Raw genomic sequence first — 15308 nt, 5'->3', positions numbered from 1 at the left:
GCATGCAGACGATTTCCCTCTCCGATGCGCAGTCGCAGTTCTGGGATGTCATTATCATCGGGGCCGGTATGGGCGGCGGGCTGCTGGGGCGACGCCTGACCGATCACGGTTTGCGCGTACTCTTCGTCGAAAAAGGGCCTGCCGGTTATGATACCGACAGCCAGACCGGGCGCGACAGCCCCGTGACACCGGAAGCGCGCCAGCTCCGTGGCATTTGGCCAAAGCCGGCCGAGATGCGCCTCAGCGGCGTCACAACCCAGTTCTTCGGGCCCTATGGCAGCGGCGTTGGCGGCTCGTCCATCTTCTATGCTGCAGCCCTGGAACGACCCGAACGCCACGACATCGACGACAGCCCGGACCTGCCTCACCCGACCGGAGGATGGCCCGTCGGCTTTGATGCACTGCAACCCTATTTTGACGAGGCCACGGCCCTTCTGCATCTGAGCGGAACGCCAGATCCCCTGTCGCCGGAACCCGATCCCAAAGGGCTGAAGCCACCCATCACGGCATCGGATGCCGACCTCGCGCTCATGCAGGAGATGGAGAACAGCAACCTGCACCCCTACCGTCTGCACGTCGCTGTCAAACATGCCGACACATGTCGGCAGTGCTTTGACCGGAAGTGCCGATGGAATTGCAAGATGGACGGACGGTCGGCTGGCGTGGTGCCTGCCCTGTCCAGCGGGCGCGCCGCCCTTCTGGACAATTGCGAGGTGCGCGAAATCCTGAATGACGGGGCGACGGTCACCGGCCTGCTTGTCCATGCCCACGACGAGACGGCAACACTGCAAGGCACGCGATATGCCTTGTGTGCGGGGTCATTGGGTTCCGCCCGGCTCATGCTCGCATCCCAGGGCCATTCCGAAAAAGGTTGCGCGAATTCCAGCGATTGGGTCGGGCGCGGTCTCATGTTCCATATCAACGAACTGTTTGTGCTGTGGCCCAAAACCAAATCAGCCCGGACCGGGCCCTTTGGCAAGGCGGTCTCACTTCGTGACCTCTACACCGCGCAGGGCAAACGCTTCGGTCTGGTGCAGTCGCTCGGGCTCGACGTCAGTTACGGCAATATCGTGTATTTCCTCGGGCAGATCTTCGATCAGTCGTTCCTGCGCCGCTTTCGTCGCCTGCGCGGCCTGATCCGGATACCAGCCCTTGTGGCCAGCCGCCTCTTCGGCAAAGCCGCCGTTTTCGTCGGCATCATGGAAGACTTGCCCTACCCCGAAAATCGCGTGGTGCTGAACAGCGACGATCCCGAGGTGCTGACCTTCGAATACGAGTATCACCCGGAATTGCTGGAGCGGCGCAAAGCCTTCCGCCGGGCGATCCGAAAAGCGTTCCGCAAACACCTGTCGTTTCTGGTGTCGCTCCAGCCCGTCCTCAATTTCGGCCACCCGCTCGGCACGCTGCGCTTTGGCACCGACCCCGCAACATCGGTCTTGCGCCCTGATTGCCGGACCCATGATCTGGACAATCTCTATGTGGCCGACGGGTCGTTCATGCCAAGTTCCATGGGTGTCAACCCAAGCCTGACCATCGCAGCGAATGCCCTGCGCGTGGGGGACCTGATCGCAAAGGCGGCCAAGCAGAAGGATGCCAAAGATGTCGCAGCCGAATAGCGGCATCGCGCCAGACACCTCCCCGGCCCCCGAGGTCGCCATCGTCACGGGTGCCGGGCGCGGACTGGGCCACCACCTTGCCGCAGGACTGGCCGCACAAGGTCTGCGGGTGGCCGCCATTGGCCGCAAACTGGCGGACATCGAAGCGCTCGCGACCGAAACGGCAGACCTGCCCGGCGCTATTACACCCGTCCTTGCGGATGTCGGCGACGTGGATGCCCTGCGCGCAGCGTTCGACCGGATCGACGCCGATCTTGGGCCTGTGGATATCCTGTTCAACAACGCGGCCGTCTATCCGCACCGCGACTTCCTCGATGAAACCCCGGAAAGCTTCCGGCAGGTGATGGACATCAACCTCGGCGGTACCATGACCTGTGCCATGCTGGCGCTGGAGCGTATGGTGCCGCGCGGCCATGGCCGGATCATCAACGTAGCGACGTTCGCGGGCAACGATCCGACCTATATGGCGTCCGCCTATTCGGTGTCCAAAGGCGCCTGCCGCATTCTGACACAGGCCATGGTCCGGGATCTGGGCGACAGGTTCCACGACATCATCATCAACGATTGGGTACCCGGCGCACTCAGGACCGAGATGGGATTGCCCGACGGCACGGACCCAGCGCTGGCAGCCACGTGGGGCGTGGGGCTTGCCCTTTGGCACGACCAAAGCCTGAACGGCGTGACCTTCGACAAGGATTGCGAACAGCTGCCCGTTCTGTCCCTCAAGCGACGTCTGTTCAACAAGGTCACCGGACGCACACCAAAACCACGCCGCATCCCCAGCCTCTGACCCTCACGGCCCAAGGTGTCAGCCATGTTTTGACAGGCGCCGGATGTGCTGGAAGTACCTCAGGACATCAACCGTGTACCGCCGCCCCAAACGCAGCGGTTCACGGCTCAACCGGTGCAGCCACTCCAACCGCAGGCGCTGCACCCACAGGGGCGCACGCGGGATGTGGCCGGAATGAAAATTGGCCCAGCCACCACCACAGATGATCAGACCATTCCCTGCCTCGCCTGCCAATTGACCTGCCAACAGCTCCTGCCGCGGCATACCCATGCACAGCACCAGAATGTCAGGCTGAAGCGCGCGATACTTTTCGACATAAAACGAGTCATCATGAAACCCGTGTTCCAGCGAGACAAGCGCGTCATGCCCCTCTTCGCGCAGCCGCACGCCCAGCTTGTCCAGCGCCTCTTCGGATGAACCCCAAACCGCAAGCCGCGCGGCGCGGTGACGCGCCAGCACCTTGGGGATCAGATCAGTGCCGTTCAGGTTTTCAGTCTCCCGCAGCCCCAGCCGTTTCATACCGATGGCAAGGCCCACACCATCCCGCAGCAGAAAGTCGCTTTGCAGTACTTGCTGGCGAAAGGCATCATTCCGTGCCGCGCAATTCACCCCATGGGCGTTCAGGAACATCAACCGCTGCGGACCCTGCCCCGGATGCAACTGGTCCAGCGACCAGTCCAGCGAATCCTGCTCCGTTTTATGGATGACCTTCAAAAGGTCTGCTTCTACTGACGTCATGTTGTGAAATCACAGTCTTTCAAGAATTTGTTCGGCACCGGTCGAATAGATTTTGTTTTGCCTCTGCAATCTTGTAGCAAACCAAACGTGTATTCACGCTAAAGAAATTACCTTCGCGATAAACGGTGTCCATGACGTATATTCTGATCTCCCCCTGCAAGAACGAGGGGGCCTATATCGAAAAAACGCTGATCTCGATCCGGGACCAGACGGTGCCGCCGGCGCAGTGGATCATCGTCGACGATGGCTCCACCGACAACAGCGCAGAGATCATCGAAAAATATCTGCCTTCGATGCCCTACATCAAGGTCGTGAACCGGCCCAAGGGCGAACGGCGCGTGGGCGGTGGCGTGATCGAGGCATTCAATACCGGCCTCGCGGCGGTTGACGTCGCGGACTACGAATACCTGTGCAAACTCGATGTCGATCTCGACCTGCCGCCCCGCTACTTCGAAATTCTGCTCGAGCGCATGGCAGCCGACCCGCGTCTCGGGACCGCGTCGGGCAAGGCATATTACATGCATCCCATCACGAATGAACGCAAAAGCGAGCTCTGTGGTGACGAGGCCTCGGTCGGCATGACCAAGTTTTACCGCCGCACCTGTTTTGAAGAGATCGGCGGTTTCGTGGCGGAAGTGGGCTGGGACGGATACGATTGCCACCGCGCACGTTGGTTCGGCTGGCGCGCCATCAGCTGGAATGACCCTGACCTGCAGTTCATTCATCTGCGTCCCATGGGGTCCAGCCAGAAAAGCATCTATCGCGGCCGCATCCGCCACGGCAAAGGGCAGTTCCATCTGGGCGCGCATCCGCTGTTCTTCACGCTTAGCTCGCTTTACCGCTCGGTTCGGCAGCGGCCCTATGTGACGGGCACGCTGTTCTCCATCTACGGCTATATGAAGGCGTGGCTTCAGGGCGAAAAACGCTTCGGCGACCGGGACATGACCGCCTTTATCCGCGCCTATCAGATGCGTGCCCTGCGCAGCGGCAAGGCGGAAGCGGCGGAATGGGCCTTGCAGCAACGCCGCGATGTTCTCGGCGTTTGACCGGTCGCATGGGCGGATGCGGACTGTGCCCGCGAAACAACCATTGCTTCGAATTGTCTACGTTCCAGTCACGGCCCGCGGTTTACTCACCACCACGCTTTCGCCATAACACCTCTGTTTGATTAAGGAAGTTGATGTAAATGTCCGACTTGCCGCGCGTGGCCTATCTGACATCGCTCTTTCCGGCTGCATCCCACACGTTCATCCTGCGCGAAGTTACCGCTTTGCGCGAACTGGGATTTGAGATCGTCACAGCTTCGGTCCGGCGGCCTGCCGCCACGCACCTGATCGGACCTGAAGAGCACGCCGCGCACGACAGCACCTTCTACATCATCGAAGCGGGCAAGAACCCCGTTCGGATGCTGCAGGCGCTTGGCTCGGCGCTGGCGACACCAGCCCGCTTTTTCAAAGCTCTCGGCGTCGCCGCCCGCACGGCACCGCCCGGAATGAAAGGGGCGCTCAAACAGATCGCCTATTTTCTTGAAGGGCTCGTGCTGTCCCGCCACCTTCGCAGCCAAGGTGTGCAGCACCTGCATGTCCACTTTGCGGACCCGCCTGCCAATGTGGCGATGCTGACCTCAGCGCTGTCAGGCATTCCCTTCAGCTACACGCTGCATGGCCCCGCCGAAATCTACGAACCGCACACGTGGTCCCTGCGCGAAAAGACGGCACAGGCCAGTTTTGTCGCCTGCATCAGCCACTTCTGCCGCTCGCAGGCCATGTACTTTTCCGACCCGGCGCATTGGGACAAGCTGCACATCATACATTGCGGCGTGATCCCTGAACGCTACGAGGCGGCGCAGACGACCGAAACCACCGGCACGAACCTCGTCTTCGTGGGCCGCCTGACCCCAATCAAGGGCCTGCGCGTGCTGATGGACGCCTTCGCCGCCGCCCACGCCACGCGCCCCGACCTGACCCTGACACTGGTCGGCGATGGCGACGACCGGGCGCATCTCGAAGCCATGGCCGCCCCGCTCGGTGATGCCGTCCGGTTCTTGGGCTTTCAAAGCCAACAGGGCGTGGCGGACGCGCTGGCCGCAGCAGACGCACTTGTCCTGCCCTCCTTTGCCGAAGGGTTGCCCGTCGTGTTGATGGAGGCACTCGCGGCAGGCAAACCGGTGATCTGCACCCAACTCGCCGGTGTGGGCGAACTGGTCGAAGACGGCGTATCGGGCTTCATCGTACCCGCCAGCGATGCCAAGGCGCTGACCGCCCGGATCCACGACATGGCCGACGACGCAGACCGGCGCGCCGACATGGGCGCGCGCGGCCGCGAAAAAGTCCGCGCCGAGTTCGATGTGCGCCACGAAGCCGCCCGGATAGGGGCGCTTTTTGCGGGCACACATGACGGCAAGATACGCCCCGACCCGATAAAGAGATCCTCCTGATATGTGCGGCATCACCGGATACCTCTGCACGACCTCCCCCGGCCTTGCGCGGGACGAGGTGATATTGCCGATGATGCAGGCCATTGCCCACCGTGGACCGGACAGCCAGGATCATTGGACGGACGCAGATGTGGGCGTGGCGCTCGGCCACCTGCGCCTCGCCATCGTTGACCTCAGCCCGGCAGGCGCCCAGCCGATGACGTCCGCCTCGGGCCGTTGGGTGCTGTGCTACAACGGCGAGATCTACAACCACCAGGTCCTGCGCCGCACGCTCGAAGAGACGGGCAAAGCCCCTGAGTGGCGCGGCACCTCGGACACCGAAACACTGTTGGCCGGAATTGATGTCTGGGGCCTGCGCGACACGCTGGACCGGGCCATTGGCATGTTCGCAATCTCGCTTTGGGATCGGGACACACGGACATTGTACCTGTTCCGCGACCGCATGGGGGAAAAGCCGCTCTATTACGGCTGGCAAGGTACCGGCGATGCACGCACCCTTCTCTTCGGATCAGAACTCAAAGCGCTGCGGACCCATCCGTCCTTCGAGGGAGAGATTGCGCGCGACAGCATCGTTGAAGCGCTCCGCCACGGCAATGTGGGCGAAAACCGCTCGATCTATCGCGGCATCGGCAAGGTCCGCCCCGGCGAAATGGTCACCATTCAGGCGTCGACGGGCACGGTCGAGACGGAATTCTACTGGAACGGCGCAGAGATTGCCGCCGCACCCAAGCCCCCGCGCCGCAGCGACGATCAGGTCGTGGACGAGCTGGAAGCACTGCTGACCGACGCGATCAGCCAACAGATGATGTCCGACGTGCCGCTTGGTGCCTTCCTGTCAGGCGGCATCGACAGCTCGACCATCGTCGGCATCATGCAAAAGCTGTCCGACCGGCCCGTCCACACCTTTTCCATCGGATTTCACGAAGCACGCTATAACGAGGCCGAGTTTGCACAATCGGTCGCCGATCACCTGGGCACCCACCACACCGACCTTTACGTCACGGACAAGGAATTGCGCGACGTGGTGCCGCTCTTGCCCACGATGTATGACGAACCTTTCGCCGACAGCTCGCAAATCCCCACCTACCTCGTCTCGAAACTCGCGCGCGAGCATGTGACCGTGTCGCTGTCCGGCGATGGCGGGGACGAATTGTTCTGCGGCTACGGGCGCTATGCCCATGCGGGCAAGTTGCGCGCGCGGTTGAAATCCATGCCGCAACCCTTGCGCAACCTCGGCGCGCAGGCCATTCGGGCCATCCCCGCAGGCGCTCTGACCGCCGCGCTGCAGGGTCTGATCCCCACGCCGCAGGGCAAGGAACCCATCGGCCAGCGCCTGCACCGCCTTGCCAATTATGCGCGCCAACCCGACCTCGAAACGCTGCACCGCGCCATGATGTCGGTCTGGCGGTTCCCCGAGGCCGCGGTGCCGGGCGCCTCGCACCCCCCGTCCCTGCTGGCCGAACACTTGCCGCCCCAGGGGTCGCTCAGTGACATCGAACGCATGTTGCAGCTCGATATGCTGACCTACATGGTGGACGATATCCTGGCCAAGGTGGACCGCGCTACCATGGCCGTCGCGCTGGAAAGCCGCGCCCCACTGCTTGATCACCGCGTGGTGGAATTTGCGCTCGGCCTGCCCGAAGACCAGAAGCTGCGCGGCGACACCACGAAATGGGCGCTGCGCCAGGTGCTCTACCGCCACGTGCCCAAGGACCTAATAGAACGGCCCAAAATGGGCTTCGAAGTGCCCATCGGGCTGTGGCTGCGCGACAGTCTCAAGGACTGGGCCGCTGCCCTTCTGGATCCCACACGCTTGCGCCGCGAGGGCTATTTCAACGCCGATGTGATCGAAAAGCTATGGCAACAGCACCTGTCCGAGCGATTCAACTGGGGCCCACAGCTGTGGAACGTCCTGATGGTCCAAGCATGGCTCGAGCAGCAGAAAAGCTAAGCGTTTCGCCGCCGAGACGTCGGCGCAGATACGCTTAGCGCCACTGAACGCATACGTTTGCGTCTATTCAAAGCGAAGTCTCGCGCCCGCCCGAGATTCGTTTGGCAGCTTTCTGCGCAGTTTTACCACACGGTGCAGTATTTTCCCCGGATGGGTTGTCAGTTTAACGACTTGCCATAAAACGGCCTTAGACATGGGCCAATTCCTGCACGTTTCATAAGTAATTAACGCAGGTGATCGAGTTTGTACCCATCGATGTGAGGTAACGCGCAGGGCATGTACGCGCCCGTTTGCGCACAGAGAACCACGGCTTCCCACCATCGGGACAGCCGACAGAGACCTATTGCCGGTGGCCCGCCACCGACCACGACCGAACGGAAGACGTACTAATGCCCACCACACTGAATACCTCTGAAATCGCGCAGGTGTCCGGCGCGCGCACCACCACTTTGCAAATCGAAGACTTTGCGACCGTCCGCGAGATCAGCATTGTCGACCGCCCCGACTTCGGCACGCTGACCGTCAACCCCGACAATTCGCTTGCGTTGGTCATGACGCATTCCGACCATACTGGCCCGCTCGACTTCACCGTCGAGATCACGGATGAGAACGGCAACGTCTCGCAACAGACCTTCAACATCGACGTCACGCCCCCCTCGCAACAAGGTGGGTGGGGCACGGGCTCCAACCACTACATGTTGGAAACGGACGCGCAGGGTGAGCTGGTCATCGAAACCGGCCAAAACCACCGCGAGGTCTATGTTTCGGCGTCCGCCGATGCTCTGACCATCGCGGACATCGCCGCGCAGGAGGGTCTGCAGACCTGGCAGATTACCGGTGAATGGCTGGCGAACAATCCCGAATACGGCTCGGACGAAAACAATGCGCTGGCCCAGGATGCTGGCATGCTGCTCTGGCAGGAGCTCACAGGCCGCAACTTCGCGACCGGAGAAGAAGCGACGCCCAGCTCGCATTGGCTGCGCCTCGAAAGCGGATATGTCTACGACCAGATCGCCGACAATGGGCTTATGCCGGCGGGCATCCAGGGCGAAAGCCCTCTGCACCCGGTCGTGATCACCTCTTACGGCGACGGCGCACAGCCGGTTCTGGCGAACAATCACTGGGTCGCCGGATACAACGGTGAAACATTCTCGAACATCGTGATCCACGACCTGAATATCACCCAGGAACTGCTGTTCCGCGGCTCGACCGAGGGCAGCGGCAACATCATCGTCGACTCGGTGACCGCGACCGACATGGGCTGGATCGTGGTCGAAGGCGCAGACAGCTTCACGCTGCGCGACTCCAACATGCTCGATACCGGGCCCGACGCCCCCCGCTACGGCAGCAGCTGGAGCCCCCACCTCGAACGCTTCTCGGGGTCTTACTTCTCGGATGTTCAAGGGCTTCTGGTCGAAGGAACGCGGTTCACCGGCATCGGCTGGGACGAAGGGTACGACTACAACGGTCGCGGCGACCGGCCACAACCGCCCAGCACCTATTCCCACAGCATCTATGTCCAGCATGACGTGCTGGACCTCACCTTCCGCGACAACATCTCAGCGGCGGCCGCGTCGATGGCGGCACAGCTGCGCAGCGGCGGTTTCATCGAAGACAACCTGCTGATGGACAGCGGCGGCGGCCTGATCTTCCGCGGCGGTGAGTATTGGGGCGAAGGCCCCATCGGAAACTTCTCGCTCGTCGCGGGCAACGTCATTACGGCCGCAGGCTACCGCAGCGTGGCCGAGGGCCAGGGCTACCATGCCATGGGCATCTATAACGGCGGCAACGACACGACCCTGATCGGCAACATCGTGGCGCACCTGGCCGACCCCAACGACCCGCAGGAACTGGCAGAGCGTTCGATCAACGAGGGTGGGCTCGTCCACGAACATTCGCCCTACTACGACGACACCATGGTGTACCGCTGGTATGGGTCCTGGCACGTCGATCGCGGCATCGAAGAAGGCGAAAACCAGAACATCGAAGGTCTGGACCGGAGCGTGCTGGACCAGACCACGGCGGACAACCTCGCCAAGATCATGCTGAACGATCCGAACGCCGACATCGACGATCTCGTCGCCTGGATCGGCCAGACCGAGATTGAGGCCGAAACGCTCAACGCCTACTTCCAGCAGGCGTTCGGCATCCTCGAAGTGCTCCGCACAGATCCGCGCGAAGTGCAGTTCGTGCCCAATGAACTGGGCGACGGCGTGCGCTGGGACAACCGGATGAACTGGGACACCAACGACATCGCCGGAAGCGTCGCCAATGACCTTGTGAATTTGGGCGGCAACCACGTCACCTACGGCGGCACGCATACCATTCTGGGCCTCGATTTTGGCGATGGCGGTCGGCTCGATGTCTCGAACGGGCGGCTCAACGTCATCGGCCAGACCACGTCCGACACATGGGGCGGTCAGGTCGACATCACGAATGCCGGTCAGTTCTGGATGCACGGGTACAATGGGGCCGGCACGCTTAGCATCACGCAGGACGGTGGCAGATTTGCTAATACCGGCGCCGTCGTGGGCAATGTCGATGTCGTGGTTGAAAGCGGGCAAGCGATCCTGAGCGCTGATGGCGGTCTGTTTGCGGTCGGCAGCGACTACCATCTGCATATTGAAGGGGCCGATGCCCTCGTGGGCTTTGACGGCGATGCGGGCGACACTGGTATAATCCGCTTTGATACGGGTGCTTGCCTGACATTCGCCAGCGACCAAACCGGTCTGGGACGCATTTCAGAATTCCGATCTGGCGCCTTCGGGGACAACCCCGATGTGACATCCCAGATCGACCTTGGCTATCTGCACCTGACCATCGACCTGACGCAGGCCTATATCAGCGACGGCGCTTATCTGTTGATGTCAGCAGACCAGGTGACCGGTCTGGTCGGCAGCTTCGAAGTGATCGGCGTGGGCGCGCGCAGCGCCACAGTTACCGTCGATTACCAAAGCGACGAGGTTTGGCTCAACCTTGGCGGCGGATCAGGCGTCTCGATCGAGACGATTGGACTGGAACAGCCGGACGATTCCGAATCCTTCCTGCCGATCTTCTGTGAAGGGGACGAAGGATTTCACCATGCGGTCGGCGTGGACGGCGGCGGCGCAGATGCGTTTGTTTTCGAAGCAGGCGCGCCCGCTGCGGTCGCATTTGAAAGCGAAGAGAGCCAACCGCAGGCCTTCGCCCAGTTCGAAGACGAATTCTTCGTACTGTAAAACCCGGCGCACCATCTGACTGTTACGGGCGGCTTTGACCCGCTCGTAGCATTATCCCTCACGCGTCGCAGCCTGACGGGCTGCTGCGCATCGTGTCTTGGCACGTCAAAAGCACAGAATTAACCTTGCATATGCTCCATCACGTAGCACATATGCAAGGTATGATCGATCGCTTCCACCACACGTCCCTGCAAAAAACGCTCGCCTCGCAAGCGGGCGTTGTCTTGCTCGGCCCCCGTCAGGTGGGCAAAACCACCCTCGCCCAAGACATCGCAGACACGCGCGATGCCGTCTATCTCGATCTCGAGCGATCCGCGGACCGGCAGGTTCTGGAAGAACCGGACCTCTACCTTGACGAACAGATGGGGCGGCTTGTCATCATCGACGAAGTGCAGTTGATGCCCGGGCTGTTCGGCGCCCTGCGCGGCCAGATCGACCGACGCAGGCGGGCGGGCCATCGGACAGGCCAGTTCCTGTTGCTTGGGTCGGCCTCGAACACGCTGCTGCAACAAAGCGCGGAATCACTGGCCGGGCGGGTCAGTTACCACGAACTCACGCCCTTCACCCTCGATGAAACCGGCGCAGACAGCCTGTCCACCCTGTGGCTGCGCGGCGGGTTTCCTGACAGCTATCTGGCAGACACCAACACCATCAGCCTCGCTTGGCGCACGGATTTCATCCGCACCTACCTTGAACGGGACATCCCCAGTTTCGGCCTGCGAATCCCGTCGGAAACCCTGCGTCGCTTCTGGACCATGCTGGCCCACGAACAGGGTGGGCTCTTGAATGCCGCACGGCTTGCCGCCGGTCTGGGTGTGTCGGGGCAAAGCGTCGCCCGCTACCTCGATCTGCTCGTCGATCTGATGCTGGTCCGCCGCCTGCCGCCCTGGCATGCGAACGAGGGCAAGCGTCTGGTCAAATCGCCCAAGGTCTATATCCGCGACGCAGGTCTGACCCATGCCCTGCTGGGCATCGACCGGACCGAAGCGCTCCTGGGTCACCCTGTCGTCGGCGGCTCGTGGGAGGGGTTCTGCATCGAAAACCTGATCGCCGCAGCCCCGCGCGGGACGGAGGCGAGCTTCTACCGCTCCTCCGCAGGCGCGGAAATTGATCTGATCCTGACGCTGCCCAGCGGCGCACTCTGGGCCATCGAAATCAAACGCACGACCAGCCCCAAGGTCACCCGCGGCTTTCACATCGCAGCGGACGACCTAGGCGCCGCCGAACGCATTCTGGTCTATGCCGACGCCCGCGAAGTGCCGGGACAGGGCGGCGTCAAGGCCATGCCACTGGCGTCCGCCATGGCACAGCTGCGCAGCCACGACACTGACAGCTAACCCCCCTGCCCCGCGCAAATGGTCAGTTTTCGACCGACACAGGAAGATTCTGGATACGCGCAATCTCGGATCGAGCGGTCTGAAACTCGGGGCGCGTGTCGTTTTCCCCGGCCATCTCAAGCACGCGATTGTACTGCGCAATCGCCTGCTCGCGCTGATCCAACGCGCCATAGACCCGGCCCAGATGAAACTGCACGATGGGATCATCGCGCAGCGCTGCAGCCGCAGGCTCAAGATAGCTCAGCGCCTCCTCGAACTCGCCTCGGCGAAAAGCGACATATCCATACGTATCCTGAAAGGTCGGCTCAGCCGTCTCGCGCAACCGGCGTGCAACGGTCCATGCACGCTCAATCGACGCATCGTCATCCCGGTAATTCGCCAACAGGCTGCCCAGATTGTTCGCCGCGATCAGGTCGCCAGAATCCGCATCATACAGACGCTCATAATTGGCAATGGCCCCCTCGATATCGCCCGCGCGTTCAAATTCCACGGCCTGCGCCCACAGCAGCGCCCGGTTGTCGGGATCAATGGCAAGCCCGTCCAACAGGGTCTGCGTGGCCTCTGCGCTTTTGCCCTGAACGCGCTGCATACGGTAAAGCTGCGCCCACACGCGCATCCGGTTCGGGTCTTCCTCCAACAGATCGGCCAGCACCATTTCAGCCACACCCGGCGCACCGGACGCGGCATGCGACGCAGCCAGAATGAACTTGAGCGACGGATTATCGGGGTTTTCGGTGACTAAGGCTTCGGCCTGCTGCAACGCCCGCGCCGTCTGACCCGAGCTGAGGCGTGCGCGCAACAGCGTGATCTGCGTGGTCACCCCGGCATCCTCGCGCGCAGCCAACTCTTCCAGAAACCCGAGCGCGCGTTCCACCCCTTCGCGATTGCCCAACAGCCGCGCTTCAAGCGCGTTGGCCACGGTCAGCGTCCGGTCGGTTCCAATGGTCCGCAGCCGCGCAATCACCTGATCCGCGCGGGAATAATCCTCGGACGCGAGGTAAATCTCACCAAGCAGAACCAGAATATCAGCATTCCGCCGGTCCCGGCGCAGGGCGGCAATCACGACCTCTTCCGCCGCCAGGTAACGCTCATCAGCGGCCAGCACCCGCGCATACCGCAGTGACGGGTCCGGCGCATTGTCCGACGCATCGACGGCAAGGGCCATGAAATCGCGCGACAGGCTGTGATTGCCCGCCCGCGCATAAGCGTCAGACATCAGGTGCATCGCCCTGATGTCACCCGGCGCATGGTCCAGCACCAACCGCAAGATCGCAATCGCACTGTCTGTCTCATCTGCCGCAATCTGCCATTCGGCCCGCATCTTGAGGGCCTCGACATCCATCTCGTCCGCGGCCAGCACATCATCGACCAGCGCTTGCGCACCGGCGACATCTCCCAATGCCACCAGCATCTGGGCCAGGGTCACGCGGATCGCATTCTGCGCAGTACCCGGCGCGTCACCGTTCAAAAGCCCGCGCAAATCAGCAACGGCCTTGTCCTGCGCACCCGCTTCGAAATCCATGATCGCCAGCCGCATGCGCAATTGCTCCGGCTCCGGCGCGACATCAACGGCAGCCATCAACTCCGCACGCGCGGCCTCTTTCCCCCGTATCTCGGCCAGGAACTGCACCAGGCCCAGGAAAAAGCGCGGGTTCGGATCGGTCGGATCGGCAATATCGCGGAAAAACGCCTCGGCTTTGTTGACCTCGTCACGGGCCAGGTAAAAGCGGATCAGGTCCTCTTTCGGCCGCTCATCATCAACAAAGCGCGCGATCATCTCCTTCAGCCCGGCCTCAACCGCGGCGAAATCCTGAAGCTGGGTCAGCAAATCCAGACGCTTGCGATAGAGGCTGGGATTGTCCGGCTGCCGGGCAATCACGTGGTTCAACTGCTCCAGCGCCTTGTCAAACCTGCGGTCACGCATGTGCGCGTCAAATAAAACCTGCTGCAACACACCGCTATCGGGCGTGTCGGCTGCCAGCAGAGTGGCCCGGTCACGCAAAGCATCGCGCGCAGGTCCGTCGCGATCCTCGATGGTCTTCTGATACTGCAACGCGAGGTCGATGATCTGACTGCGTGGATGGTCAGGCGCCAACGCAACCGCTTCCTTCCCATGACGCACGAACTCTTCCCAGTTGCGCGCCTCAAATGCGATTTCCGCCAGGATCGTGCGGCCCGTCCAGTGGTCTGGCACCTGCTCGACCAGGCGCAGGTAATGACCGTAGGCAGCGGCCTCGTCATTCTGCTCCAGCATCAACGCCGCCAACGTTTCGCGCGCCTCGATATGATTGGGCACCAACGCAAACACGTTGCGCAATTCGATCACGGCGCGGTCGGGGTCCCCCGCGTCTATCAATTCCATTGCTGAGGCCAGGTATTTCTCGGCTTTTTCTTCCGCCGATTGGCAGGCTACTAGGACCAGGCTTAGTCCAACGGCAACCCCGAATTTGCGCACATATCTAAACATATAACATCCGTACTGACACAAAGCGCCGGCACGTTCCCGCGCCGACACTGACATTGTTATTGCTGGGCAGTTCAAGTCAGGCTGCACCGCCCCCTTTACCCCAAGACGAGGCAATGTCGGGACAAGGTGCCATGCCCTAGTATCCGGTGGCTTTCAGCACGACCGCGACGGTCTTGACCAGCAAGTTCACATCCGTTTGCAGCGACACCGTGCGCGCATATTGATCATCGAAATGCACGCGGTCGGCAAAGTTGCAGTTGTTGCGATCCGACACCTGCCACGGGCCCGTGATGCCGGGACGCAGCTTGTAGTAGGCAACGCCGGGATACTGCCGCTTTTGCGACACCATCATGGGACGCGGTCCAATCAGCGACATGGAACCGGTCAGCACGTTCAGCAGCTGCGGCAGCTCATCCATCGAGGATTTGCGCAGGAACCAACCGGTCTTTGTGATGCGCGGATCGTTCTTCAGCTTTTGCGTCGCGTCCCACTCGGCACGGGCCTTCGGGTTGGCAGCAAGGTAATCCTTCAGACGCGCGTCCGCATCGACAGTCATCGTCCGGATCTTCCAGATGCGAAACGCTCGACCGTTCCGGCCCAGGCGCATCTGCGAGTAGATCGGCTTGCCGCCGTCCAGGTACACCATCAGGATCATCATCAGCATCACTGGCAGCACAATGGGCGCGGCCGCGATCACCAGCACAAGGTCCAGGCACCGCTTTGCATACTTGTGATAGAAGCTGTCAAGATGATC

10 protein-coding genes are annotated in these 15308 nt (G+C 61.8%); 7 read left to right on the top strand and 3 right to left on the bottom strand.

Annotation, left to right across the window (positions count from 1 at the left end):
- Positions 1 to 2 precede the first annotated feature (2 nt).
- Together FD715_RS20135 and FD715_RS20130 are read left to right on the top strand one after the other, a co-directional pair.
- Positions 3 to 1616 (top strand): GMC oxidoreductase, encoded by a 1614-nt coding sequence (locus tag FD715_RS20135; protein ID WP_147114295.1) that lies wholly within the window; start codon positions 3 to 5, stop codon positions 1614 to 1616.
- A complete protein-coding gene (locus FD715_RS20130) occupies positions 1600 to 2406 on the top strand; it encodes an SDR family NAD(P)-dependent oxidoreductase (protein WP_147114292.1) in 807 nt (268 codons plus the stop codon). Before FD715_RS20135 ends, FD715_RS20130 begins: the two co-directional genes overlap by 17 nt.
- Before the next feature lie 18 nt (positions 2407 to 2424).
- Here the strand turns inward: FD715_RS20130 and FD715_RS20125 are convergent, their stop codons facing one another.
- Entirely contained in the window at positions 2425 to 3144 is a 720-nt protein-coding gene (locus tag FD715_RS20125) for a WecB/TagA/CpsF family glycosyltransferase (RefSeq protein WP_147114289.1), read from the bottom strand.
- 131 nt (positions 3145 to 3275) lie between these two features.
- On the opposite strand from FD715_RS20125, the gene FD715_RS20120 reads away from it, so the two are divergent.
- From FD715_RS20120 to FD715_RS20100, 5 genes are all read left to right on the top strand, one after another.
- A complete protein-coding gene (locus FD715_RS20120) occupies positions 3276 to 4190 on the top strand; it encodes a glycosyltransferase family A protein (protein WP_147114286.1) in 915 nt (304 codons plus the stop codon).
- Positions 4191 to 4330: 140 nt separating this feature from the next.
- Positions 4331 to 5581 (top strand): glycosyltransferase family 4 protein, encoded by a 1251-nt coding sequence (locus tag FD715_RS20115; protein ID WP_147114283.1) that lies wholly within the window; start codon positions 4331 to 4333, stop codon positions 5579 to 5581.
- A 1-nt stretch (position 5582) separates the two neighbouring features.
- Positions 5583 to 7532 (top strand): asparagine synthase (glutamine-hydrolyzing), encoded by a 1950-nt coding sequence (gene asnB / locus FD715_RS20110; protein WP_147114280.1) that lies wholly within the window; start codon positions 5583 to 5585, stop codon positions 7530 to 7532.
- A gap of 389 nt (positions 7533 to 7921) precedes the next feature.
- Positions 7922 to 10750: a hypothetical protein gene (locus tag FD715_RS20105; protein ID WP_147114278.1), complete on the top strand. Its 2829-nt coding sequence runs from the start codon at positions 7922 to 7924 to the stop codon at positions 10748 to 10750.
- Between the two features lie 161 nt (positions 10751 to 10911).
- Positions 10912 to 12087: an ATP-binding protein gene (locus FD715_RS20100; protein WP_147114275.1), complete on the top strand. Its 1176-nt coding sequence runs from the start codon at positions 10912 to 10914 to the stop codon at positions 12085 to 12087.
- A gap of 22 nt (positions 12088 to 12109) precedes the next feature.
- Here FD715_RS20100 and FD715_RS20095 read toward each other — a convergent pair whose 3' ends face one another.
- On the bottom strand, positions 12110 to 14449 hold the full coding sequence (locus FD715_RS20095) for a tetratricopeptide repeat protein (protein WP_189799573.1): 2340 nt from the start codon (positions 14447 to 14449) through the stop codon (positions 12110 to 12112).
- Between the two features lie 241 nt (positions 14450 to 14690).
- On the bottom strand, positions 14691 to 15308 hold a 618-nt coding region (locus tag FD715_RS20090), incomplete at its 5' end, for a sugar transferase (RefSeq protein WP_370455430.1).

Source organism: Tateyamaria sp. syn59, from assembly GCF_007995245.1.
In the GTDB taxonomy this organism is placed as follows: Bacteria; Pseudomonadota; Alphaproteobacteria; order Rhodobacterales; family Rhodobacteraceae; genus Tateyamaria.
Note: the sequence above shows the minus strand (reverse complement) of the source record. Positions and strands in the feature narration are given on the sequence as shown.